Origin of the sequence: Paenibacillus tundrae (assembly GCF_036884255.1) — a bacterium.
Taxonomy (GTDB): domain Bacteria; phylum Bacillota; class Bacilli; order Paenibacillales; family Paenibacillaceae; genus Paenibacillus.
The window spans coordinates 4,975,402-4,999,948 of sequence record NZ_CP145605.1; the positions used below are offsets into that span (position 1 = coordinate 4,975,402).

The following is a 24,547-nucleotide window of genomic DNA, read 5'->3' on the forward strand; positions in this document are numbered from 1 at the left end:
GTAACGCAACTCCCATTATAGTACCCCATATCTAGAAAAACAAATCTATAGATGCTAACTTTATAACAACCCATTAATCTGCAAATGCGCTCGGAACATTTCAGTAGAGGAAGGCAATTCCTCTGATTGTGTCCAAGTTTCGGAATCCCATAACCCTGCCTGTTTAAAGGCACGTGGACAATGGATAAAGCATTCCTCCACATCGACAATAACAGCTGCACCAATCGTTTTACCGTTCCAATTCATGCTCTCAATAAATTCTGCATCCTTGGTAATGGAGGCTGTCCCATTGATGCGCAGCACTTCGTTCATACCTGGAATCAAGAAAAGCATGCCCACTCCTGGGTTAGATAATATGTTAATTAATGAGTCAATACGGCGATTACCTGGCCGTTCGGGATATACTAAACGGTATGGATCTAACACTTTCACAAATCCGGCTTCATCGCCCCGGGGAGATACATCGCTGTTCCCATCTTGATCGGACGTAGATAAGAAAAACAAGGGTGACATGGATACAAAATTCTGAACATGCGAATCTACATAGGAGATTGCCTTATTACGTACATGTTCATGTGGTTCCCCCACCATGCTTTGCAATTCCTTTGCATCTGTGATCAACGGAATATTCAATGCCTGCTTTTCCAATTATTCGTCCCCGTTTCTTCATAGTCATTGTGTTCCTACACACTTCTTCCCATTATACATGGGTGAGAATCCCATTCCAAACGATCAGCAAAACACCAAAAGCACTCGCTCCTGATTGAGCGGGTGCTTTGGATTTCATAGATATTTATTTTCCTAAGGAAAGAAATGTCTAAGTTATTCGGTATACCCCATGCTAGTTACAAAACGACGGAACGCCTGACGTCCAGCTTCATCATGTTTGTACACACCTGCATGTTCTAGAATCTCAGCAAATTTCAAACCAACTTGTTGCTGCACAAGCGTAACGGCTTCCTCTTTGGTTAGGTTAGCACCGTGGCTCTGCTTCAATTCTTCGGTCCAGCGCAGATGCTTGTTCAAATCATGATCCACAGCCTGTGCTGCCTCGGCCAGCTCGTTGTCTCCTGCCAAAATATTAGCAATGCCGTCCAACTCTTCTTTCAGACGCCCTGGCAGAATCGCAAGACCCATGACTTCAATAAGTCCGATGTTCTCCTTCTTCAGGTGATGCATCTCACGATGCGGGTGGAAAATACCTTCAGGATGCACATCATTCGTCCGGTTGTTACGTAGGACAAGATCCATCTCATAACCACCGTCTGCACTACGACGAACAATTGGGGTTACTGTGTTATGTGGTATTTGTTCTCCGTCCACATCACTGAAAGCTTCAATATCCACTGTGGAATCACTGTAGACCTTCCATGCTTCATATACAGCGTTACCCGCTTCAAGTAGCTCTGCTGGATCGTGGGAAGCTAGTCGCATAACAGACATCGGCCATTTCACGAGACTCAGCGTAAGTCCAGGTGCATCAGCGTGACGGAATACTGCCTCTGGCTGTGCATTCTGGATCGCAAATGTATGACGTCCACCTTGGAAATGATCATGCGTCAGGATTGAGCCACCTACGATTGGAAGATCGGCGTTAGAGCCGATAAAGTAATGTGGGTACTCCCCAACAAAAGCAAGCAGTCTGCGCAGCGTGTCTTTGGTTAGTTTCATCGGTACATGATCATGATGGAAAATAATGCAGTGCTCGTTGTAGTACACATATGGCGAGTATTGGAACAACCAAGGCTCACCGTTCAGCTCCAACGGAATCACACGCAGATTTTGACGAGCGGGATGGTTCACCCGGCCCGCATAACCTACATTTTCACGACACAACTGACATTTCGGATAGACCGGTGGTGGCAGCAATTTCGCCATTGCGATTTCTTTCGGACTTTTCTCCGGTTTCGAAAGATTGATGGTAATCTCCATATCGCCGTAAGCCGTATCCTGTGTCCAGTAAACGTTCTTCGCGATCCGATCCATCCGGATATAGTTAGAGTGAATCGACAGCTCGTAAAATTGCTTGGTTGCTGCCTCAATGCCTTCGGTCTGCTCCGTATGACGGAAAGCACGAACAACCTCTGATGGGCGAGCCATAAGATGGCCCATAATTTTAGCATCCAACAAATCACGGTACGTATCTGTATTTTCAGGGATAAGACCAATGGTGAATCCATAATCAATCAATGTATCCAACATGGCCTGTGGACCATCGGGTACAGTATTATCTAATGCTCCAGCATAAGGTTCCGAGAATCCGAACTGTTCCAGCAAGAGATTACGGCTATAATCCCAATCTGCTTCTTCAATCAGCTTATTGTGCAGAGCAAATGCAACCAGACATTCAATGGCATGCAGTGCTTCCTGCTGCTCGGGTGTCCGCTCTGTGGCACCTGCTGCATTATGAGTCTGTGACATATGGGTATTCGCCTCCTAGTTTTTCCCGTAGCCATTAGGGTGGGATTGGTGCCAGCCCCAAGCGCTCTGAATGACATCTTCCAGGTTGGTACGTGTTGGGTTCCAGCCCAGTACGGATCTTGCTTTAGCAGACGAAGCAACCAGAACTGCTGGGTCACCTGCACGACGTGGCTCTTGTACGACCGGAATATCCAATCCAGTTACTTTCTTAGCTGTTTCGATGACTTGTTTAACCGAGAATCCTGTACCGTTACCCAGGTTAAACACGTTGCTGCTTTCGCCTTTACGAAGGTAATCTACAGCCCGCAAATGCGCATCTGCAAGGTCGCTTACGTGAATGTAGTCACGGATACATGTTCCGTCCTCAGTGTCATAATCGTCACCAAACACAGCGATATGTGAACGTTGTTTCAGTGCTGTTTGCAACACGAGTGGGATCAAGTGACTTTCCGGTTGGTGATCTTCACCGATTTTGCCACTGTCATGAGCGCCGGCTGCATTGAAGTAACGCAGGGATACATATTTGATATCCTGTACTTTATCGAACCAAGACATCATGCGCTCCATCATGAGCTTTGTTTCGCCGTATACGTTGGTTGGCTCTGTACGGTCGCTCTCTTCGATCGGCACCTTTTCAGGCTCACCGTAGGTTGCTGCTGTAGAGGAGAACACAATCTTACGCACATTCGCTTCGTTCATTGCTTCCAGCAAGCACAATGTACCGAAGACATTGTTGTCATAGTATTTAACCGGAGCTGTCATGCTCTCGCCTACCAAGGAGTTCGCTGCAAAGTGAATAACTGCGTCAATCGAGTTCTCTGCGAACAGCTTCTTCAGAATCGCTTTGTCACGAAGATCCCCTTCATACAACTTACCGCCAAGCAATGCTTCGCGATGCCCTGTTTGCAAGTTATCCAGAACAACAACCTCTTCACCACGTTCCAACAAAGCCGCTACCGTATGCGAACCAATATATCCTGCTCCACCTGTCACCAAAATTGCCATTTTACTTCGCCTCCTTCAATTCTTTAACACCGTCGCCTACTCCGCACACATAAAACTCACCTTTGAGGCTCGTACGTGCTTCATACGCTGCCCCAACTTCACTAACAAAACGCTTTACATCATCTTCATGTACCAGAGATACGGTGCAACCGCCGAATCCTGCACCCGTCATCCGAGCACCAAGTGTACCTGGAATCCGCTGAGCTTCTTCCACCATGACATCCAGTTCTTCGCAGCTTACTTCATACAAAGAACGAAGCGATTCATGAGAAGCATTCATCAGTTTGCCAAAGGTAACGAGGTCGTTCTCGCGCAAAGCCTCTACCGATGCCAGTACACGTGCATTTTCTTCGACGACGTGCTGTGCACGCTGTCTCACTTTCTCATCTGTAATCTGATCTTGAAGTGTTACGAACTGCTCTGGCGTCAATTGCGCCAGGTAATTCAGTGCAGGCAGCTGTTCCTTCAAAATGGCAAGTGCCTGCTCGCATTGGGAACGACGTTCATTATAAGCCGAATCCACCAAACCACGACGTTTGTTCGTGTTACCAATAATCAGTTTATAGGAACCTGTACGGAAAGGCACCTTCTCGTATTCCAGAGTATCACACATCAGCAGAATCGCATGATCCTCTGCACCGTTGGCAACAGCAAACTGATCCATAATTCCGCAGTTGACACCAACAAATTCATTCTCCGCCTTCTGTGACAGCAATGCTAGCTGCACCGTATCGATATCGGACACGCCTTCTAATGATTGAATCGCATATCCGGTGAGAACTTCCAATGAAGCAGACGATGAAAGTCCTGCGCCATTAGGAATTTCGCCGTGGTATAGGAAGTCGTACCCTTTCGTTACCTTCACACCTTTGCCTGCAAGCTCAACCATGACACCAACAGGATAGTCCGTCCATTCACCTGTTTTCTCTTCTCCAACAGAAGAAGTGGTCAACGTTCCTTCGTAGGACATGTTCGTGGAGGCCAGTTGCAGCTTGTTGTCCTCTCGCTCCCGAATAACCAATGTTGTACCAAATTCAAGTGCTGCCGGAAGGACGTATCCGCCGTTGTAATCGATATGCTCACCGATCAGATTCACACGCCCAGGGGCATGAAATACACGGATGTCCGCTCCACTTTCTCCGTACTTATCGATAAACTTTTGTTTCAATTCATTTATGTTCACCGCTGCTGCACCTCATCTCAATGTTGTAGGTTTTCTTAATGTTATTATATAAGAAAGCGATACCTCTTGAAATGCAACCATGTGTGTTTCATATGGATAAATGTGACCTTAACACGTATAATGGAGCAAACAACACATTCTTAATGTAGATAGAAAGAAGGCTTGTACTCATGACTGAGTCCCGATCGGAGCAGACCCCAAACCCGCTAAACACGAAGCTTCAAGAGACGTCGGGCAAAAGTGGTGCTCTTAGTTATTCGGTGGCCTCTAATCCCGTATATTATGAAAGAGGCGCACTACATGTCCTGTTTGCAGGAGCAAGTCAGACGTTACCTGGACACGCACTTGGACCGAAATTGTATGATTATTACCTGCTACATTATGTAGAGAAGGGTGCCGGTACATTCCGTACAGAACTGCATTCATACGAGTTAGCCGCAGGAGACTGCTTCCTCATTCACCCTGGACAATTGGTAAGCTATCAATCCAATGCACGTAATCCTTGGCAATATCGATGGATCGCCTATACGGGAACTCAAGCGAGCCAGCATACGGAAGCTGCTGGGTTTCGCCCAGAGAAATCTGTATTTCATGCCGGGACGGCATGCGGCATTGCGGACTGGCTGTCTGTGATGCAGGAGGCTTTTGCCCAGCGCAAGGAAAGCTCTCATTTTACCTCTCTGGGCACACTGTATATGATTCTCGCCGAAGCGCAAAATCACCTTGCTGAAGATCAAACTTTAATTCCAGGTGAATCTTCCATACGCCGAACGGTCAAACAGATGATCCAATACATGTCGACGCAATATGCCTATCCAGTCTCCATTGAACAGATGTCAGCCAGTCTAGGTTATAATCGCGCCTATCTATCGCGTATATTCAAACAAGAAACCGGCTTAACTCCGGTAACGTATCTACTCAAGCTACGCATTGATAAATCGCGGCAGTTACTCCGCGAACGACCAGACCTATCGATTGAACAGATCTCTGACTCTGTAGGGATTGCGGATGCGCTATACTTCTCCAAACAGTTCAAACGATTTCACGGTGAAGCCCCTAGTCTATACAGGGAGAACATACTCTCGAGAAGTAACGGAGCCAAGAAAACATAAGAAAAATGCCTAACGTCGTACTTTCACAGAAGAAAGACCGAGTTTAGTTGTGGGTTTTCTTGCGATAATTGAATTGTTCAGCTCCGCTGAAAACTTATAAACTCTATGATCTAAAAAAAGGTGCATCCACGCCGATATGGCTAAGATGCACCTTTTTCACTTCATTTATTTCAATCAGAGCTTCGGTCGTCATGATCCTATTAAGTACATAATACAAAAGCTTACTTTTGGAACAACCACTATTAGGAATGCATGGAAAGAGCGAGCTTATTGCTTATCACCATGCTCAGGACGAAGGATGGATTCAATGCGCTCCAATTCCTCGGTAGAGAAATCCAGTTGGCTTAGCGCTGCCACATTCTCCTCAATCTGAGCAGGACGACTTGCACCGATTAATGCAGAAGTCACTTTGCCACTCCGTAGTACCCAAGCGAGTGCGAACTGAGCCAGACTTTGACCACGCGCAGCCGCAATCTGATTAAGCGCACGAACTTTTCGCAGCGTCTCTGGCGAGATGTTATTTTCATTTAGAAATACAGACGGCCCTTTTGCACGAGAATCCTCAGGAATTCCATTCAGGTACTTGTTCGTGAGCAACCCTTGAGCAAGTGGACAAAAGGCGATACTACCCGCACCATATTCCTCTAGTACATCCTGTAACCCATCTTCAATCCAGCGATCCAACATCGAATATTTAGGTTGATGAATTAAAAGCGGTGTCCCTAGTCCCTTCAGAATTTCTGCGGCTTGCTTGGTCTGTTCTGCAGGGTAATTCGAGATCCCTACATAGAGTGCTTTACCCGAACGCACGATATGGTCAAGAGCCATCATCGTTTCTTCCAGTGGTGTTTCCGGATCATAGCGATGGGAATAGAAAATATCGACATAATCGAGTCCCATCCGTTTCAGACTCTGATTCAGACTAGATACGAGATTTTTGCGGGAGCCCCATTCGCCATAAGGCCCAGGCCACATATAATATCCAGCCTTGGTGGAGATGATAAGCTCGTCTCGATAGGGCTTCAGATCCTGTGCCAGCACCTGTCCAAACAATTGCTCTGCTGATCCAGCTGGAGGTCCATAATTGTTGGCAAGGTCAAAGTGTGTAATACCTAGATCAAATGAACGCGTAATCATGTTGCGTCCATTCTCTGCATTATTAATACCACCGAAATTATGCCAAAGTCCAAGTGAAATAGCTGGCAGTTTCAATCCGGAACGCCCAACTCGATTATATTTCATTACCTCGTAGCGTGTATCGCTGGCCACGTAGACCATACTGAATCCCTTCTTTCCCCAGATTCCGCTTTTATTCATCCGGCACCATACCGGAGCGTGCGGTTATTTAATTTTGCTTTCTAACCCAGAAGCTGGTCCACAGTATTCATTACCTCACCGATCGGTTCAGTAATCAGTAAATCAGCCTGATGATCATACGCGGTAGGTGTAGCGTTAAGCAGCACAGTATGCTTGCCTTGAAAGTACGTAATAAGTTGGGCTGCAGGCTGTACCGTGAGTGATGTTCCCCCCACCAACAATAAGTCCGCTGTAGAGATCGCATCCACTGAGAGATACAGCGTATTCTGATCCAACTCCTCTTCGTACAGCACCACATCTGGCTTGACTACCCCGCCGCAGGAGATACAGCGGGGAACGATATCTTGAGAACGAATAATATCATCAAGCGAGTGGAATCGTTTACAATCCATACATGCATTGCGATGAACAGATCCATGCAATTCAAGCACGTTCTTACTACCAGCCTTCTGATGTAAACCGTCGATATTTTGCGTGATTACCGCTTGCAGACGCCCTTCATTCTCCAAGCGTGCAAGCAATCGATGGCAGCCATTCGGCTCGGCTTGTGGATGGAGCATCTTCCCGCGATAAAAATCGTAGAAGATATCCGCGTGCTGATCAAAAAAATGACGGCTCAGCAGTTCCTCCGGTGGATAAGGTGAATGCTGCTCCGTTTGATACAGGCCTGCGGCAGAACGAAAGTCGGGAATTCCGCTTTCTGTTGAAGTCCCTGCCCCGCCGAAAAAGACAATTTTCGTACTTTTCTGAATCCAAGAGACCAATTGTTCCGTTGCGTTCATCCTCTCTCTCCTCCTTCTCTTGAAATGAACCGCTGAACCTTCAATTTTCGTTAGGAAACAAGCCTAGCTCTTCATAAGCTCGGATAATGACATCGGCATCATGTAAATGGTCAGTAGCTTGATCTTGTGGGCAGAACCCAATAACGCAAGATGCCCCTGCACTACGTCCCATCTGCATATCCCCATTGCTGTCACCAATAACAATCGCTCGATCAGGACGAATATGTAATTCCTTACAAGCCAGCATAACCGATTCTTGATCCGGTTTGCCTAATGTAACCCGATCAGAGCCAACGATGGATGTAAAAAAGGATCGAATCCCCATCCAATCCAGATGTGTTTCCGCTGCTGCGGTGCTGTCGGAGGTTACTACCGCCATCGGAATGGATGCATCTCTGCATTGCTGCAAAAATGGTAGAAGACCTGCGATAGGCTCTGCAAGCTTATTTTGACGCACCTCTCGCATAGCTACACTTGAGAACTTGCGAATCATCGTGATTGATTCGTTCCATGGGATGCCAGCAGCATACAACTGTCCAGCCAATAATCCATTGCTTTCATCTACTGTAGCAATCACGAATGGTCCCTGTGGATCGTATCCGATGATGTTGCCTGCACCGTCATGCTTCGTGCCTAACATGTCACCACGATCAACTGTGAACGTGGCCCCCCGTTCGGCGAGTGCCTCTTCCAATTGCCGTAACATGGTCTCCGCCCAAGGCCCCCATAGATGCAGGAACTCTAGTAAAGTTCCATCTTTGTCAAAGAGAATGCCCTCACAGGGGTACGCTACATCGTGCACGTGAAGGTTAACGGTCATTTGGTTTCCTCCCTTAGCAACATCGATCTATTGAATGTCCTGCAGCCAATCCAAAACCGTTTTTACCGTCTGTGTTAACTGCTCTTCTTCACTGATTCCAGGTTCTCCATCGCCACTCTGGTGATCATAATCACCGAATTGGGAGTGATTTCCTCCTTCGATGGTATAATACACGGTATCTTCAGGTAAGTAAGCACGCCCACTTTGATATTTCGTCGAATTTACAACTTCATCATTTGTTCCCAGAATAGACAATGCTGGAATATCTAATGATTTCACACTACCTTTTTCATCTGGATAAGATGCTAAGAAGAATATGCCTTGAAGTGCATCAGGATGGGCAGCTGCATATCGCGCAGCCATTGAACCACCTAAAGAGTGTCCACCCATGACGAATGCTTCGTCAGGATATGCATTCCGAATCTGATCAGCTAGATCTTGCTTCAGCACCGCCAGGTTGACAGGCATTTTGGCGATAATGGTATGATGGCCTGCTTCCGCTAACTTATGGGCGAACGGTGCATAACTTTCCGGTTTAACCAATCCACCTGGATAGAAAATAACGCTCACACCTTCAGGCTTTTCAGGAGCAAAATCAATCCAGTTCTCTTGCTCACTAACCGTGACCTGATCCGCAGTTTCCATAGCCGTTTGAGCTATTTCCTGTGGTCCATAAGGGGTTAACAGTTTATAACCAACATATCCTAAACCAATGACAATGAGCGCCAGAAGAACGAGCAGGAATTTCCATATGCCCCTTTTCTTGCGCCCTGTGTTGTACCGATTCCTATTTCTCAACTGCATTCACCTTTCTTCGCTTCCGCAGGTGCCGCGGCTCGCAAGAATGAGAGCCTCATACGTACCGGCTCCTATTCTCCGCATATTCATCCTATTCGGCTTTGGCCTTACGATAAGCGTCCATATATTGTTCCGCTTTGCGACGGACATGACTCAAGTCCCCCGTTTTTACTGCTTCGGTCGTCAAGTCGGAACCAATTCCTACTGCTACCGCGCCACCCTTGATCCAATCACCTAAGTTAGACAAAGAAACCCCACCTGTTGGCATAAAATTCGCCTGCGGCATTGGGCCTTTCATTGTTTTGATAATTGAAGGATCATACAGATTACCTGGGAATAATTTTACAATGTCAACGCCAAGTTCCAAAGCACGTTGAACATCTGCAATCGTCATTACACCTGGCAAAATAGGGATACGATACAAGTTGCATATCTGAACGGTATCTGGATTCAGAGATGGTCCAACGACGAATTCAGCACCTGACATAATAGCTGCACGCGCTGTTTGGGGTTCTAGAACGGTGCCCGCTCCAATAATGGCAAACTTCTCAGGATCCTGTGTATTCCAATGATAGACACGACTTAATTTCTCAATTGCTTTGAGGGCACTGGGAACTGTCATGGTGATCTCAATGACTTTGATCCCACCAGCAATGGCTTGTTCCGCCATAGCGATAACTTGATCGGCAGAATCCGCACGTAGGACGGCAACGACGCCGTTGTCCGTTATTTTTTGCAGTAGCTGAAGCTTCTTCATTTCATTCTCTCCCTTGTCAATGTGATCGTCATGGCAATCCTTACATTTAGAACGAAGATGAGACATTCATGATATCAGCAGCGACTAGCGCTCAACATGAGCTACGTTGTTCAGCTTAGCCTCTACCTGCTCCCACGTCGGGAGTGCTTCCCAGTCCCCTACAGCCTGTATCACCATAGAACCTGTCAGGTTTCCTAGTCGAGTAGCGTCTTGAGGGGAATAACCTTTGATCATGCCTGACAGAAATCCTGCACAGAAACCATCACCCGCTCCGACCGTATCCAGCACATGATCCGCTTTGAAGTACGGAACTTCCGTTAGGGTACCATTCACTAATACATAGGTCAAATCAGGACCACCCTTCACAATACAGACCGCGTCCAGAGCAGATAAACGATCAAGCACCTTTTGATCATCTTCTTCGTTATATAACAGCTTCATCTCATCCAGACCAGGCAAGAAATAATCCGCCTGTTCAGCCAGCCGAAGGATAACAGGACGTGCTTCTTCAATCGACCAGAGCTTTAAGCGCAGATTCGGGTCAAAACTCACCTTCACACCAGCCTGCTTGGCGATATGTATAGCAGCTTCGACGGTAGCAAGACCTGTTGGACTGATCGCTGCTGTAATGCCAGTGACATGCAAAATTTGTGCACCTGCGATATAGTCCTGATCCAGATCCTGAGGTGTCATCGCGCTGGCAGCAGATAGTTTCCTATAATAATGAACCGATGCTTTCCCGGAAGCGTTCTCACGAATCATCAGACCAGTAGGTTCCATATCACTAAGGGTCACTCTAGATACATCTACACCTTCACCCCGAATCGCCTTCAAGATCATACTACCCAATGCATCTCTACCAAGTCGTCCAAACCAGCCGCTGGTATGGCCAAGACGTGCGACACCAATCGCCAGATTGCTCTCTGCCCCACCAAATGATTTATCTAATGAAGCTGCGTATTCCAATCCACGAGTATCCTTCGCGGTCAAAAGCCCCATACTCTCACCAAACGTGATAATATCAGGGCTTTGGCTCGTTTTCGTTGACATATTTCATCCCTCCTTATATTTACAGTTTCTCATCTTCTTGTACCATTGTCATCCCGTATGCAAGCGTTGTCAATCCCAAAGCGTTCATTTTGTTGTCACAGCTTGGTGAAAGGATAACGCTTTCTATTGTGAAAAATATCACAATAGATTAACTACTTTCATATTACCCTTATTGCAGAAGCACTTTTTGCATACAAAGGGGTAACAGGAGGCTACATCATGAACATTCAGACAATACATCGTGATGATCCAGATTCATTTTTTTACAATTTAAGATTCATGCTCATCGTCTGTGTTCTTGTAGGGAACGCGCTTGAACCAATTATTACACGTTTTGCCGGGGCAGAGACATTGTTCCTGTGGATATATACGTTTCACATGCCACTATTCGTGTGGGTAACCGGGTATTTTGCTAGACACACTCTTCAAGGAGAATCCGGTAAACGAGTGCTTCAGCACATCGCCATCCAGTATGTACTATTTCAATCCTTGTACGCATTGATGGATTTCACGGTGTTCCACACGCCACATATGCGCTTATCTTTTTTTGCACCCTACTTGTTATTATGGTTTCTAGCCAGTCATTTCTGCTGGAGACTCTTGCTTCGTGTCACCTTATCTTGGAAACCGATCTATCGGTTGATTGGCTCCATTATTCTTGGAATCATCGCTGGATATCTACCTGTAGACGGTTTCTGGCTCAGCTTCTGTCGTACGTTTGTTTTCCTTCCGTTCTTTATCATCGGTTATGACTACGGAACAGCCATTCGCTCCCATATAAAATCAAACTGGAGTCGTTATGTAGCTGCACTATTCTCAGTGGGTGTACTCATTTTGATTGGCGTGGGGGGAATTCCGCTCTCACCTGGCTGGCTGCTCGGAAGTATGACTTATGCTGAGCTAGGTCATTCCGAATGGTATGCAGGCATCTACCGTCTGGGCATGTACGGTGTACAGTTTGGGTCGGCTGCATTATTTCTAGCTTGGGTTCCTACACTCACTTCCAGAATAACAGAAATGGGACGCCGCACCCTGTATGTGTTCCTCTTGCACGGATTTCTCGTTCGTCTCGTGATCTGGTCTGGCGTATATAATTATATGGAAAGCAGTTTATATATTCCGGTCATCATTGCGATCGCAGTCCTGTTTGCTGTTATGCTTGCACATCCGGTGGTTCGCCATACATTCAGACCGCTTATTGAACCCAATCTTTCGCGTTTCACCTTCCATCGTCAGGAGGTTTCCAAACGCTCTGCATGATTATAATGCGTCCGAATCATTTTGTTTCAGCCTGCAAAGACCGTGGTAAATAGGCATACGCGCTACAAAAAACAACTTATGATCTAAGGAGTGATTTGTAATGGCACGTCCACAAACGTCTGAACACAAAATGACTCGCGAGGAAGCGGGACGACTGGGTGGTAAAGCCACCTCCAAAAAGTATGATCGCAGCTTCTACCAAACCATTGGTAAAAAGGGCGGTGAAGCGACCTCAGATGCCCATAATACAGACTTCTATAAAGAGATAGGGCGCAAGGGCGGCATCGCCACTTCCGAGACACATGATAAGGAATTCTATCGCGAAATTGGACGCAAAGGCGGAAGCAACTAACGTATCTTGAACATTTCGATCCGATATATATGAATAGCTGTGTTTTTAACTTAGAAGTCGAACTCCATGGATTTGGAAGCCGGCTTCTTTCTATTGATTGTAGAAATATGGCGACGATTGTGATAGACTCTTTAAAAAACCGGGTTGTTCACGGGTTTAAAGCAGCAAAGAATTTCACAAACTACGGGAAGCTCGAACCGGCAATTGTCGGTCTATTTTTTTAGAGTACGGATGAAATTTAACGACAGAGCCACTGCCATTTTATTTCCATTCATGTTGCTCGAATACACTATATAATTTGGGGGGAAATACACCATGTCAGCCAATAAGATGCGTTCCGATATGATCAAAAAAGGTTTTGACCGTGCACCGCACCGCAGTTTGTTGCGTGCCGCAGGCGTTAAAGAAGAAGATTTTGGCAAGCCGTTTATTGCCGTATGTAACTCTTACATTGATATCGTTCCTGGTCATGTACATCTGCAGGAGTTTGGTAAAATTGTAAAAGATGCAATCCGTGAAGCTGGCGGCGTTCCATTTGAGTTCAACACAATCGGTGTTGACGATGGGATTGCAATGGGACACATTGGTATGCGTTACTCCCTTCCAAGCCGTGATATCATTGCCGATTCCGTTGAGACGGTAGTATCCGCTCACTGGTTCGACGGTATGGTATGTATCCCGAACTGTGACAAAATCACACCAGGTATGATGATGGGTGCACTTCGTTGTAATATCCCTACCGTGTTCGTAAGTGGTGGACCGATGAAAGCTGGTCGTGATAGCAACGGTAAAGCTCTCTCCCTGACTTCCGTATTTGAAGGTGTAGGTGCTTACCAAGCGGGTAAAATTGATGACAAGAGCTTGCTTGAGCTTGAACAGTTTGGCTGTCCAACTTGTGGCTCATGCTCCGGTATGTTCACGGCTAACTCCATGAACTGTCTAGCAGAAGCAATGGGACTGGCTATGCCAGGTAACGGAACTATTCTGGCTGTTGCTCCTGAGCGTCGTGAGTTTGTTAAACAATCTGCGAAACAATTGATGGAACTCATCAAACTTGACCTGAAACCACGCGATATCGTTACAGTCGAAGCAATCGATAACGCGTTCGCTTTGGATATGGCTATGGGTGGTTCTACCAATACGGTACTGCATACGCTGGCATTGGCTCATGAAGCAGGCATCGAATATCCAATCGAGCGCATCAATGAAGTAGCTAACCGCGTACCACATCTGGCTAAGCTTGCTCCAGCTTCTGATCTGCACATCGAAGATGTTCACAATGCAGGCGGTGTAAGTGCAGTTCTGAACGAATTGCTGAAGAAACCAGGCGCGATCCACGCAGATTGCATTACCGTAACAGGTAAAACGATCCGTGAGAACGTTGAAGGTCAAGAAATTCAAGATACCAACTGTATCCACACAATAGATAATCCGCACTCCGAAAAAGGTGGACTGGCTGTATTGTTCGGTAACCTTGCACCTCAAGGAGCTATTATCAAAGTTGGCGCAGTAGATGCTTCGGTTGGCGGGTATCACAAAGGTCCAGCAATCTGCTTCGACTCTCAAGATGAAGCTCTGGCAGGCATTGCGAATGGCAAAGTTAAAGAAGGACATGTTGTAGTTATCCGTTATGAAGGACCAAAAGGCGGACCAGGTATGCCTGAGATGCTTGCTCCAACTTCCCAAATCGTTGGTATGGGTCTCGGTGCTAAAGTCGGTCTGATCACTGATGGACGCTTCTCTGGCGCATCCCGCGGAATCAGTATCGGACATATCTCCCCAGAAGCGGCTGAAGGTGGTCCAATCGCCTTTGTTGAAGAAGGAGATATCATTGAGCTTGACCTGAACAACCGGATCATTGAGTTGCACATCAGTGACGAGGAGTTCGAGCGTCGTCGTGCAGGTTGGAAAGGCTTTGAACCAAAAGTGAAAACCGGATTACTGGCTCGTTACTCCAAACTTGTAACGAATGCAAGTAACGGCGGCGTGTTGAAAATCTAATTCAAATGGTTCCTTACCATTGATTAAAAACCATAACAAAAGGGTGGCTTCTTACCAACACGGTAAGAAGCCACCCTTTTCTGTTCACATTAGGAAGATAAGAACAAAGAAATCATGACATTTGTATCTGCACTTGTGCCTGCATTTGTACTTATTCTTGCGTTCCTATCACATTGGAGGAACGTTTCTCAATTCAGCTCCTGACAACAAATCTTGTTGTGGCTCCTTCACAGTAGTGTGAACCTGTTCAACCCTCGCTCCAGCGAAGCTTCTCGTTCCATAGTGCTGCAATAGATGTTCCATCGGCATGGCGATGACTTTAGGTACGAGCTGTTCGGAACGCTGTTTCAGACGCTTGGTGCCTGCAGGGTGAATCACACTGAGCAGTAATTTCAAATAGATCTTAGAAGCCGCACTAAACGGCCCAGGGGGCAAATCCCGAACCGTAAAGCCAAACTTCTCTGGCCCGCGATTAATCATGCTGACACCATACAATGCTTTAGCTGAGCTAAGCTTCGGATCGGAAGCGATCTGCCGAGCCAAATCAGGTAACTGCTGTTCGATCGCACGAATCATACGAATCGCTAAGTGCATACTGGAACGTGAGGTCATGCCTAATTCGAATAATTTTTTATTATCAAAATGAAGTTCAATCACTTGATCCCCGTTCTGCATCACATGTCCATCGGTCATCTCAACCATTGCACCATGATACACACGTGGGCGGTAATGTAATAACGGATCTTCCGGAGAAGCTGTTCTCAGATGATACATCCAGTGAAACACGTTCTCCCAGAGCAACCATAACGCGACAATACCTCTCTTCCAGAAGGATAACTGAACCTGAGATTGATTGTTCTCTTGGGATTCACTCATTATAGCGCCTCCTCCCATTAAAGTATCCACCCTCACACTATGCAGCCCTCGTCTGTCGGCCTCTTGGAGAACAACCTTCAGAGCTTCAAGCATATGTTCAGGCGCTTGTGCGTCAGCTCCCAACGTTGTACCGCGATCATGCAATAACATGACCTCGCCACCCCTTAGCTCTTTCAGCATTCGTTCTGTTAGCTTCTGCACCCCTACTCGGCTTTTCCAGTCTTCAAACATGGATGACCATAGTATAATCTTACGATCTTTTTTACTGAAAAAATCAAACAGATTCATGATGCCCCATGGCGGGCGGTAATAACAGGATTTTACCCCGGTCACTTCCTGAATAATCTGCCCCGTCTGCTGAATTTGCTTCCGAACGGTTCCCGGTCTCATTAACCAATTCGTCTTGTGGATATAATTATGAATCCCGATCAGATGCCCTTCCTCATGCATTCGCTGGATTAAATCCCGATGATGGGCTGCATGCTCTCCAACAACAAAAAATGTCGCTTTGGCATCGTATTGCTTAAGCAGCTGCAGCAGCCTTGGTGTATACACCGGATCTGGCCCATCGTCGAATGTCAGGGCAAACTCGGTCTCGCTTTTTCCTCGCCTGAATACCCGAAAACCAAAAAGCCTACTAATCAAACTTGGAATAAAGGCGTAAAATGATGAAATATACAATGCCCACATCAATAGGCTATGAAGTAGACTCGTCATGCTTCAATTCCCCGTCTCTCTCGCTGAATTATGGCTACTATCATATGTGCTATAGAAAAGAAACCACCTATCATTTTATCACAATTCATACTTATCTTGAATCCTATTTTCCAAAAAAGAGTATGATCGTGTACAATGAATGCATTCCTATTTTTACCTTTCACCTCATACATACGAAGGAGTAGAGCCTATGTTACCGTTATACAAAAAATATGGACGCACCGTCTTCGACATTGCGTTACTCGTGTTGACTGTTTATTTCATCATGTACGGATTCAGCCGTTTGTATCAGATTGCAGCGCCCGTGTTCCTTTCTTTTATCGTGTATTGGATGATCGAACCACTGGCTCGTTTTTTACATCGAAGAGGATTACCGAAAACGTTAGGGGCGGCTATATCGGTGTTGTTATTTCTCGGGGTCATTGTCGCTCTGTTTTTTGGATTGGGGCTTATCATTATCTCTCAGATCTCCAACCTACAAGATAATTTTCCATCCTATATCGAAATGGTTCAACAGCAATTCACCAACCTGGTTCATTTCGCACAGGACAAATCGGATGCCTTGCCTGTAAGCATCATGGACAAAGTGAATGAGTATTTTGCTACGCTGACTGGATTCATCTCGACATGGGTAACGAGTGGTGCTCAGTATCTTATTGGATTCTTAAGCTCCTTCTCTTCATTTATTACCAACTTCGGGATCGCCATTATTCTCGCCTTTTTCCTTAGCATTGAGATTGAATCCTGGCGTAAGTTCGCCCGTGCCAAAACACCAAAAACATTAAAGCTGGCGATTGAATTCATGCGCAATCATGTGTTCAAAACCATTCGTTCTTATCTAAAAGCACAGATGATCATGATGTTAATCACCTTTGTATTGATCTATGCTGGACTATTGATCTTAGGAACAAGTAATGCCTTTACGATTGCGGCAATCTGTGCAGTCTTTGACCTTGTTCCACTGCTCGGTGTTCCGGTTATATTCATCCCTTGGATTGTCTATCTGTTTATTGTAGGAAACACTACATTAGCCATCGGCCTAATTGTCCTGCTCGCAGTAACGATGCTGACACGCCAGTTGCTTGAGCCCAAAATATCAGGTAATTCCATCGGTGTCTCTTCGGCTTACTTGATGCTCTCATTTATGCTTATCTCGCTCTCAATCTTCGGGCTTGCAGGCGTGGTATTGTCTCCAGTGTTGTTAATCTTGCTGAAAGAACTGCTGCAACAAGGATATCTACAACAGTGGATTCACTTGCCAAAAGATGAGTTTGACTCCTCTCCGCTCGTCATGGATACACCAGTTGCAGCCGGAGCAGCAAGTCATCGGTCAGAAGAACCTGAACATCATGGCCCCCCTTCTGCACAGGCGTCTCAACCAGCGGACGATGGCGATCCCTCTGCCAAGTAATCCATAATGCTGCGAAACAATGCCGTGGCTTGGTGAGAGCTTCCTGGAGCGACATGTTGAACTAACACAGCAACTGCATATTTGGGATTCTCCACTGGCCCATAACCTATAAACCATTGATGATTCAGCTTACGCCCTTGCTGCTCAACTTGAGCCGTCCCAGACTTCCCTGCAACATGCCATTTGGCGTGCTGCAGGGTTTTTCCCGTGCCATCTGTAACGACTCCTCTCATCCACTTTAACAATTGATGAGCCGTAGCTGGTGAGATCTGTCCCACAGAAGATGGCGAATCATGTAAGGGCATCTCCAGCATCGTATCACCATCTGCATAACGTATGCGTTGAACTAACCTAGGTGCACTCACTTTACCATCATGCAAGAGAGTAACCATCAGATTGGCTGCTTGAAGAGGTGTGACCAGCGTATCACGCTGTCCAATCGAAGTCTGCACTTTAGCTCCTTCATCTTGTGAGGAAACTGCTGTAGTGCGAACGCGGCCTGCCTGTTCATGATCAAAGTGTCGCAGGGTGGGCATTCCCCCCATATGCTTGCCCTCCCAACCAATGGTACGCGCAAGTCCTAAAGCATTGGCGGTACGTTCCAGTTGCTCCATGCTTAATCGGCGAGCCGTCTCAGCAAAGACAATATTACAGGATTGAGCAAAACCTTCCTCTAGATGTAACGTTCCATGCCCATGCTCTTTCCAGCAAGATAGTCCGTATTTCCCCCATTCCCCGTTACAATGAAAGGTTTCCCGCGGAGATACAGCATGTGCTTCAAGTGCCGCAGCGGCTGTGATGATTTTGAAAATAGACCCAGGAACGGCTCCTTGGATCGCACGATTCGCCCAAGATGATTGTGTCGGTTCCACATGTTGCGGCTTATACATGGGCACAGAGATCATCGCTCGCACATCAGCCGTAGCCGCATCCAGCACTACAACAGCTCCTTCACGGATACCTGACTGCTTCGCAATGTTCTCCAAACCCTGCTGGAGATCTATATCTACCGTCGTCTCTACTTGTAAGGGGTAATGGCTATTGGTTGGAGCGATAACTCGTGGCTGCATTTCAGGAATGATCTCACCAGAACCTGTAACCATACGTGTCAGCAACGTAGGTCCCAGTCCCACCATCAAAGGCTCCAACGTCCTCTCTAACCCAGCTGCTCCCGACTTCATCGCAAATGGTTGCTTTACTTCATTTTTATGGGCTGTTGAAGATACGAGGCGATTAGGTTGCTCAGCTACATACCCAAGCCATTGCATCCCTGTATATTTCTGATCATACCGGCTCATCATCGGATAAACATATGCTCCCATATCCTCTAATTGTCGAATCTGGGTTACTTGTGAATCACTTAATACAACCGGCTGTTGATTGCCTGCTGTCCATAACCGAGGAGCATGATCTTGTTCCCATTCTTGTTGTAGCTTCACGACATCTGTATGTAAAATAGCTGCTAGCTGATTCAACTGGGATTCTGCATGTTGAGTGTTCGCTAAACTGGTGGCATGTTGATGTGGGAATAGAACAAGAGCCCATTCCAATTTTCCCGTTAATGGCTTACCTCTATAATCTGTAAATTGCCCTCGACCCGAATCAAGCATCACACCCCGTTCTCGCTGTAGCACAGACATCTCCCGCAATGAACGCGTGGTACCCGGAGTTACCTGGTTCACTTGAATAATCTGAATCCAAGCTAGACGGAACAGAAGAATGGCAAAAACACCCGTCAAAAGCATACAGGCTACAAAGATTCTGCGTTTTAAGTGTACATTCATCGGGCTCATCCTTTAGCGTTTTAGCATAGTATGCTGCAAATGGCATGTATGTATCCAATAAATAACAGCAAAAGACCTGTTCCATCATAGGGACAGGTCTTCTCTTAAATTATGTGATTATACAGTGAAACGTGACAAGGTGTTTTTCAATTCGGTGGATACATTCTGCAGCTTATCAGACAGGTTAACCAGCTGATTACTAATATTTTGCTGTTCGCTACTAAGTGAAGCAACCTCTTGTGATGTAGCTGATGATTCTTCGGCTACAGCGCTAACGTTACTCATCGCTTCAGATAGCGTAACCTGGGATTGGTTCAAGTCTCCAATTGAGCTTGTTGCCATATCCAGTCGTTCTACGAACGCACCCATTTGTTGCTGAACTGAAGCAAAAATGACGTTGGTGTCCTTCACGGAATCCATCTGTTCTTTAAACAATGGGTATGCATCCGATAAGGCTGTAACGGTTTCATTCATTTCGGCCATGATGTTGTCAGTAATTTCCCCAACCATGTCAATCGATTTCCTAGATTGCTCAGCCAATTGCCGAACCTCATTAGCAACGACCATAAATCCGCGTCCCGCAGTACCCGCCCGTGCCGCTTCAATCGTAGCGTTAAGGGACAGAATGTTCGTTTGCTTCGTAATATTTTGCATCACATCGAGCACCTTCAGAACAGAGGACGTGCTCTCTTTAAGGGAATCCACTTTGTTCACCAATGCACCGATCATTTCTTCGGTCTTCTGGGTTTTGGTCATCAATTGATTCAAATGCTGAATACCCGTTTCACTGGACTTCTCAACATGACGTGCGGATTGTCCCATTTCCTCATTGGCAGCGACCACACTTTCCATCTGGCGAGAGATGTTATCCGTGAGATCATTCCCACGCTCAGCTTCGTTTGCAAGACTGCTCGCACCTCCTGCAATCTCTTCTGTAGCTACAGCGATCTCAGAAGCGGAAACAGCCGTTTTCTTGGAAGCATTGCTGAGCTCCGACGCTGTATCCAGTACTTCTTGTGCAGAACGATTTGTTTGCTCAACCAGCTTGGTGATTTGCTCCATCATCTCATTGAAGGCAGCCGACAATTGACCAATCTCATCCTTAGACGTATACGGCGTACGAACTTTGAGATCACCTTTGGCTCCTTGTTGCATCAGGTCTTTCAATTTACCGAGCGGACGGGCAAACATACGAACCATCCAAATACCGATTAAGACTGCAATAGCAGCATCGAGTAATGCCATCCACAGTGTGAGTGTAAGAATACCTTTGGCATCCTTAACCAATACGGACGTTGGCAACATACCGATTAATTTCCAGTTGGAGGACTCCATCGTGCTATACACAGCTAACATCTCTGTGTTCTTACCATCCACCGTGTATTCCGTATTAAGACTTCCTGTCGTTTCGGTAAGGTCTTTGAAGAATGCCAGTTCGGTATCTTTTCCTGTCCGATCCGGAATGGTAGAAGCAACTACTTTATTGTCTGGAGCAATCAACTGTAGAACTGAACCTGCCCCTAGATCAAGCGATTTCAATTGTTCTTCCAATACTTCTAATTTAAGTTCAATAATTAAGACATACGATTGGTTGGAGCCTTGTAAATTCTTCATTGAGCGAGCAATGCGGAAGGTTGGCATAGATCCATCTTCTTCATTCTCTGTAGGCAACCAGCGATATCCACCGGATTGGGTGAGTTCAGCATACCAAGGCTCAGTACGAATGCTTCCCATGGAGGAACTACTATTGCCTGTACCCATAGTTGATTTCGTTTCATCCGTAGGAACCAAATAAATCGCTTCCATGGATTTGTTTGTAAAAGCAATGTTGGACAACTGTTTGTTGATGGAACTAGAATTCACAAATAGGTCATACGCAGACAAGTTTTTGTCAGACATTTTCTGCAATAATGACTGCATCTCTGGGTCGAAGAAGATCTGTGTGGACGTATCCACAAAACGTTCTAAAATAATATCCAGCTTTTGCTTCGTTTGTTCAATCGTCTCTTGGTTAGAAAGAGATGCATTTTGTTCAATTGTGTTTTTGGCTTTATTATAAGATAACAGCCCCAAGCTAACGACAAAGATCATAATTGCCGCAAAAAAGATAAAGAACAATTTGACGCCGACCGATTTAATTGGATTCGCTTTCTTAATTTGGGATAACGTTGAACCCCCTAGGTTCTTCCACTTCACGTTTTTCAAATCTGGCTTGCTCCATTTTACTTTAAAGGGCTTTTTATTCGGAGCACCATCCGCTTTGCTATGTACAGCTTTTCCCTTTTTCGTAATCTTTTCCTTTAATACGTTTAACACTTTATTTTCCTTCACCGGCTTTTCCTTCTTTTCCCCATTTTCTTTCTGCTTCTTTTGAACCATTCCCATTCACCTGCCAGTTTCTACTTGTTGGTTTTTCTTACTTTCCCCTATAAACATGTATTATTCGACAGGTTTCCTATTTCCCCTTTACTAAATCGAAAATTTTTTACAACTTTTTTCCTAATTTTCTATACAAAAAAGACCCCCATTAACCGATATACGGAGGTCATTTTTAGTGATTTATAACATAATATTGTTATTTCATAATACTATTTTGTTATATTATAGGCCTGTAAGACTATTTCTTTTTTCTCATCATATCGAAGTAAGAAATAGGTTGGTCTACTTTCATTTTGACACGTTGCAATGGGTGTCTTGCCGCATCCAGAACATTGCCTTCCTCATCCTGCAATTCTCCTACAACTTGTTTGAAGAATGTGCCACCTGGACCGAAAAACTCAATTTGATCGCCCGGCTTAAAGTGATTGCGTTGTTGAATTGTCGCCATACCCGTTGCAGCATCATAATCCATAACAAGCCCTGCGAAGTCATAAGGAACTGCTTTTTCTTCTGGCTCGTAGATGTGATCCTCATGATCTGGTGTGTCATAGAAGAAACCTGTGTTTAACGGACGGTTTGCAGCTTTATTCATCTCTTCAACCCATTCCGGTTTCAACACATAATTTTCTGGATCAGCCATATATGAATCAATGGCTTGACGATACACGTTAACCACAGTGGCTACATAGTGGATGGATTTCATACGACCTTCGATTTTGAAGCTGTCCACACCTACGTCGATCAATTCAGGAATATGCCCGATCATGCACAGATCTTTGGAACCCATCGAGAACGCATTATCCTGTTTCTCAAACAACGGAATCTGATTCTCACCTAGGTTAAACGGAGCAGGAGCTTGCATCTGCATCTCTTCTTCGCTGACCCATACCCCTTCTTCTCGTGCATCTTCGAATAGATCATACTTCCAGCGGCAGGATTGGCAGCAGCCTCCGCGATTGGAGTCCCGATCCGTAAAGTGGTTGGAGAGTACACAACGTCCGGAATATGAAGAACACATTGCACCATGGATAAAAGCTTCAATCTCGATATCGACATGTGCCTTGATCTCCTCGATCTCCTCAAAGCTTGTCTCACGACCTAGAACGACGCGTGGCAGCCCTTCATCCTTCCAGAACTTCACGGCTTGCCAGTTAAGCGTTGACTGTTGGGTACTCAAGTGAACCTCAAGTCCTGGAACCGCACGCAGCGCTACATCAATAATGGCTGGGTCTGCTACGATTACAGCCGAGATGCCGGCATTGTACAAATTCTGAAGATACGTTTCAATCCCTTCAATATCTTCATTGTGTGCATAGATGTTCGTTGCCACAAACACTTTCGCTCCGTATTTCTTGGCAAATTCCACACCTTCACGCATTTCCTCAAAGCTAAAATTGTCTGCATTCGAACGTAAGCCATAAGCCTGTCCACCAATATACACAGCATCTGCGCCGTAATGGATTGCAAACTTCAGTTTTTCCAGATTCCCAGCCGGAGCAAGCAACTCCGGTTTATCCAGACGGTTACGTTTGCCGGAGAACTTCCGCTGTACCGCCACTGTTTCCATGTTCTTCACCTCTTCTATTAATACACTTGTTCTTTGTAGAAAAATCCAAATGACAATTCCCGTTCAGGATCTTGCAATTCACGAACTTCATCCAGCCAATCTTCGGAGAAGGCATATGCATCAGCATCTGAGATATAATGATCAATTGCTTTTCGGTAGGCCTTAACTACAGCTACATTGTAGGCTAGCGGCTTCAAAATGCCTTCAATCTTCAAGCTATGCACGCCTGCCTCCATTAGCAAATGTAGATCCTCCAAAATGCAAATATCCTCTGAACTCATAATATGTGTCCCGTTCACATCTTCATAGATCGGGAATTTCTCATCCCGTCGTTCAGCTTCAATCAAGAACAAGCCACGCTCTTTGCCGAGATGCCCCTCCACAGGACGACCCTGATGTGCCATGTAACTCTGTACGAGGCTACGCTTGGAATGATAAATATTAGTCATCCCATGTACCTGTACCTGAGCCTCTACCTTCAGAAAAGGAACCATCTCGGTGAGCTCATCCATATTCAGCTCGCGTGCCAACACAACACGACTAGCACCTTTTGTCCCCCAATAGTTGGCGGTCGCATAGTTGGTTGAAGTCATCTCTGCATTCCAATGAAGCTGAATGTGCGGGGCATATTCTCGAATAGCTCCAAGCACCGACGGATCATTGAACTCCACTCCGTGTACACCGATTTTGCCCAATGCCTGTACATACTCAGGTAGTTCCTTCAGCAGATCATTAGACATCAAGTTCGTCATAGATACATAGACGCGCGCCTGATGTTGAGTTGCAAGTTCTACGACCTTTGCTGTCTCTTCTATAGTGAAGCTACCAGGAAGCCGCATACCGAATCGATCATCCCCAACTAACAGGGCATCCGCACCTGCCTGTAACAGCACCTCTGCTTCATTTACATTCGCTGCCGTAACCAGCAGTTCATGTTTCTTACTCATATACATCC

Annotated in this window: 20 protein-coding genes; 5 read left to right on the forward strand and 15 right to left on the reverse strand. The window is 45.9% G+C overall.

Annotation, left to right across the window (positions count from 1 at the left end; translation table 11 throughout):
* Positions 1-60 precede the first annotated feature (60 nt).
* The 4 genes from V6W81_RS22350 to V6W81_RS22365 form a co-directional block, all read right to left on the reverse strand.
* The gene (locus V6W81_RS22350; RefSeq protein ID WP_338540438.1) at positions 61-648 is read right to left on the reverse strand and encodes an MSMEG_1061 family FMN-dependent PPOX-type flavoprotein; all 588 of its coding nucleotides are present in this window, start codon (positions 646-648) and stop codon (positions 61-63) included.
* Positions 649-822: 174 nt separating this feature from the next.
* Positions 823-2,421, reverse strand: coding sequence for a UDP-glucose--hexose-1-phosphate uridylyltransferase (locus V6W81_RS22355; RefSeq protein WP_338540439.1), 1,599 nt, complete (start codon positions 2,419-2,421; stop codon positions 823-825).
* A 15-nt stretch (positions 2,422-2,436) separates the two neighbouring features.
* The gene (gene galE, locus V6W81_RS22360; protein ID WP_310138758.1) at positions 2,437-3,426 is read right to left on the reverse strand and encodes a UDP-glucose 4-epimerase GalE; all 990 of its coding nucleotides are present in this window, start codon (positions 3,424-3,426) and stop codon (positions 2,437-2,439) included.
* Between the two features lies 1 nt (position 3,427).
* Positions 3,428-4,609: a galactokinase gene (locus V6W81_RS22365; protein ID WP_338540440.1), complete on the reverse strand. Its 1,182-nt coding sequence runs from the start codon at positions 4,607-4,609 to the stop codon at positions 3,428-3,430.
* A gap of 170 nt (positions 4,610-4,779) precedes the next feature.
* Between V6W81_RS22365 and V6W81_RS22370 the strand changes: the two genes are divergently transcribed.
* Positions 4,780-5,721, forward strand: coding sequence for an AraC family transcriptional regulator (locus V6W81_RS22370; protein ID WP_338540441.1), 942 nt, complete (start codon positions 4,780-4,782; stop codon positions 5,719-5,721).
* Positions 5,722-5,988: 267 nt separating this feature from the next.
* Here the strand turns inward: V6W81_RS22370 and mgrA are convergent, their stop codons facing one another.
* The 6 genes from mgrA to V6W81_RS22400 form a co-directional block, all read right to left on the reverse strand.
* Complete coding sequence (gene mgrA / locus V6W81_RS22375; protein ID WP_145046930.1) at positions 5,989-6,999, reverse strand: L-glyceraldehyde 3-phosphate reductase; 1,011 nt, start codon at positions 6,997-6,999, stop codon at positions 5,989-5,991.
* A gap of 80 nt (positions 7,000-7,079) precedes the next feature.
* Positions 7,080-7,820: an NAD-dependent protein deacylase gene (locus tag V6W81_RS22380; protein ID WP_338540442.1), complete on the reverse strand. Its 741-nt coding sequence runs from the start codon at positions 7,818-7,820 to the stop codon at positions 7,080-7,082.
* Positions 7,821-7,860: 40 nt separating this feature from the next.
* A complete protein-coding gene (locus V6W81_RS22385; RefSeq protein ID WP_338540443.1) occupies positions 7,861-8,640 on the reverse strand; it encodes an HAD family hydrolase in 780 nt (259 codons plus the stop codon).
* A gap of 27 nt (positions 8,641-8,667) precedes the next feature.
* Positions 8,668-9,444 (reverse strand): alpha/beta fold hydrolase, encoded by a 777-nt coding sequence (locus V6W81_RS22390; RefSeq protein WP_338540444.1) that lies wholly within the window; start codon positions 9,442-9,444, stop codon positions 8,668-8,670.
* Between the two features lie 85 nt (positions 9,445-9,529).
* Positions 9,530-10,195 carry a bifunctional 2-keto-4-hydroxyglutarate aldolase/2-keto-3-deoxy-6-phosphogluconate aldolase gene (locus tag V6W81_RS22395; RefSeq protein WP_145408163.1) on the reverse strand — a complete coding sequence of 222 codons (666 nt, stop codon included), beginning with the start codon at positions 10,193-10,195 and terminating at the stop codon, positions 9,530-9,532.
* 84 nt (positions 10,196-10,279) lie between these two features.
* Complete coding sequence (locus V6W81_RS22400; protein ID WP_338540445.1) at positions 10,280-11,245, reverse strand: sugar kinase; 966 nt, start codon at positions 11,243-11,245, stop codon at positions 10,280-10,282.
* A gap of 219 nt (positions 11,246-11,464) precedes the next feature.
* Between V6W81_RS22400 and V6W81_RS22405 the strand changes: the two genes are divergently transcribed.
* From V6W81_RS22405 to ilvD, 3 genes are all read left to right on the forward strand, one after another.
* Positions 11,465-12,505 carry an acyltransferase family protein gene (locus tag V6W81_RS22405; protein ID WP_338540446.1) on the forward strand — a complete coding sequence of 347 codons (1,041 nt, stop codon included), beginning with the start codon at positions 11,465-11,467 and terminating at the stop codon, positions 12,503-12,505.
* A 100-nt stretch (positions 12,506-12,605) separates the two neighbouring features.
* Entirely contained in the window at positions 12,606-12,857 is a 252-nt protein-coding gene (locus V6W81_RS22410; protein ID WP_307216055.1) for a KGG domain-containing protein, read from the forward strand.
* A gap of 315 nt (positions 12,858-13,172) precedes the next feature.
* Positions 13,173-14,858, forward strand: a complete 1,686-nt coding sequence (ilvD, locus tag V6W81_RS22415; protein ID WP_239293741.1) for a dihydroxy-acid dehydratase — start codon at positions 13,173-13,175, stop codon at positions 14,856-14,858.
* 168 nt (positions 14,859-15,026) lie between these two features.
* On the opposite strand, the gene V6W81_RS22420 is transcribed toward ilvD, so the two are convergent.
* Positions 15,027-16,451, reverse strand: a complete 1,425-nt coding sequence (locus V6W81_RS22420) for a polysaccharide deacetylase family protein (protein WP_338540447.1) — start codon at positions 16,449-16,451, stop codon at positions 15,027-15,029.
* Between the two features lie 190 nt (positions 16,452-16,641).
* Here V6W81_RS22420 and V6W81_RS22425 point away from each other — a divergent pair, with 190 nt between their 5' ends.
* Entirely contained in the window at positions 16,642-17,862 is a 1,221-nt protein-coding gene (locus V6W81_RS22425; protein WP_338540448.1) for an AI-2E family transporter, read from the forward strand.
* Here V6W81_RS22425 and V6W81_RS22430 read toward each other — a convergent pair.
* The 4 genes from V6W81_RS22430 to V6W81_RS22445 form a co-directional block, all read right to left on the reverse strand.
* Positions 17,826-19,646 carry a peptidoglycan D,D-transpeptidase FtsI family protein gene (locus V6W81_RS22430; protein WP_338540449.1) on the reverse strand — a complete coding sequence of 607 codons (1,821 nt, stop codon included), beginning with the start codon at positions 19,644-19,646 and terminating at the stop codon, positions 17,826-17,828. The two genes, V6W81_RS22425 and V6W81_RS22430, sit on opposite strands and share 37 nt — an antisense overlap.
* Positions 19,647-19,763: 117 nt before the next feature.
* Positions 19,764-22,025 (reverse strand): methyl-accepting chemotaxis protein, encoded by a 2,262-nt coding sequence (locus V6W81_RS22435; protein WP_145046948.1) that lies wholly within the window; start codon positions 22,023-22,025, stop codon positions 19,764-19,766.
* A gap of 238 nt (positions 22,026-22,263) precedes the next feature.
* Positions 22,264-23,592: a peptidase U32 family protein gene (locus tag V6W81_RS22440; RefSeq protein ID WP_056701277.1), complete on the reverse strand. Its 1,329-nt coding sequence runs from the start codon at positions 23,590-23,592 to the stop codon at positions 22,264-22,266.
* A gap of 17 nt (positions 23,593-23,609) precedes the next feature.
* Positions 23,610-24,539, reverse strand: coding sequence for a peptidase U32 family protein (locus V6W81_RS22445; protein WP_145046950.1), 930 nt, complete (start codon positions 24,537-24,539; stop codon positions 23,610-23,612).
* Between the last annotated feature and the right edge of the window lie 8 nt (positions 24,540-24,547).

Coding starts and splice junctions, on each gene's coding strand:
- ilvD (WP_239293741.1), top strand. CDS start 13,173: ATGTCAGCCAATAAGATGCGTTCCGATATGATCAAAAAAGGTTTTGAC.
- V6W81_RS22410 (WP_307216055.1), top strand. CDS start 12,606: ATGGCACGTCCACAAACGTCTGAACACAAAATGACTCGCGAGGAAGCG.
- galE (WP_310138758.1), bottom strand. CDS start 3,426: ATGGCAATTTTGGTGACAGGTGGAGCAGGATATATTGGTTCGCATACG.
- V6W81_RS22425 (WP_338540448.1), top strand. CDS start 16,642: ATGTTACCGTTATACAAAAAATATGGACGCACCGTCTTCGACATTGCG.
- V6W81_RS22435 (WP_145046948.1), bottom strand. CDS start 22,025: ATGGTTCAAAAGAAGCAGAAAGAAAATGGGGAAAAGAAGGAAAAGCCG.
- V6W81_RS22405 (WP_338540446.1), top strand. CDS start 11,465: ATGAACATTCAGACAATACATCGTGATGATCCAGATTCATTTTTTTAC.
- mgrA (WP_145046930.1), bottom strand. CDS start 6,999: ATGGTCTACGTGGCCAGCGATACACGCTACGAGGTAATGAAATATAAT.
- V6W81_RS22445 (WP_145046950.1), bottom strand. CDS start 24,539: ATGAGTAAGAAACATGAACTGCTGGTTACGGCAGCGAATGTAAATGAA.
- V6W81_RS22380 (WP_338540442.1), bottom strand. CDS start 7,820: ATGAACGCAACGGAACAATTGGTCTCTTGGATTCAGAAAAGTACGAAA.
- V6W81_RS22355 (WP_338540439.1), bottom strand. CDS start 2,421: ATGTCACAGACTCATAATGCAGCAGGTGCCACAGAGCGGACACCCGAG.
- V6W81_RS22440 (WP_056701277.1), bottom strand. CDS start 23,592: ATGGAAACAGTGGCGGTACAGCGGAAGTTCTCCGGCAAACGTAACCGT.
- V6W81_RS22385 (WP_338540443.1), bottom strand. CDS start 8,640: ATGACCGTTAACCTTCACGTGCACGATGTAGCGTACCCCTGTGAGGGC.
- V6W81_RS22420 (WP_338540447.1), bottom strand. CDS start 16,451: ATGACGAGTCTACTTCATAGCCTATTGATGTGGGCATTGTATATTTCA.
- V6W81_RS22395 (WP_145408163.1), bottom strand. CDS start 10,195: ATGAAGAAGCTTCAGCTACTGCAAAAAATAACGGACAACGGCGTCGTT.
- V6W81_RS22370 (WP_338540441.1), top strand. CDS start 4,780: ATGACTGAGTCCCGATCGGAGCAGACCCCAAACCCGCTAAACACGAAG.
- V6W81_RS22390 (WP_338540444.1), bottom strand. CDS start 9,444: ATGCAGTTGAGAAATAGGAATCGGTACAACACAGGGCGCAAGAAAAGG.
- V6W81_RS22400 (WP_338540445.1), bottom strand. CDS start 11,245: ATGTCAACGAAAACGAGCCAAAGCCCTGATATTATCACGTTTGGTGAG.
- V6W81_RS22430 (WP_338540449.1), bottom strand. CDS start 19,646: ATGAATGTACACTTAAAACGCAGAATCTTTGTAGCCTGTATGCTTTTG.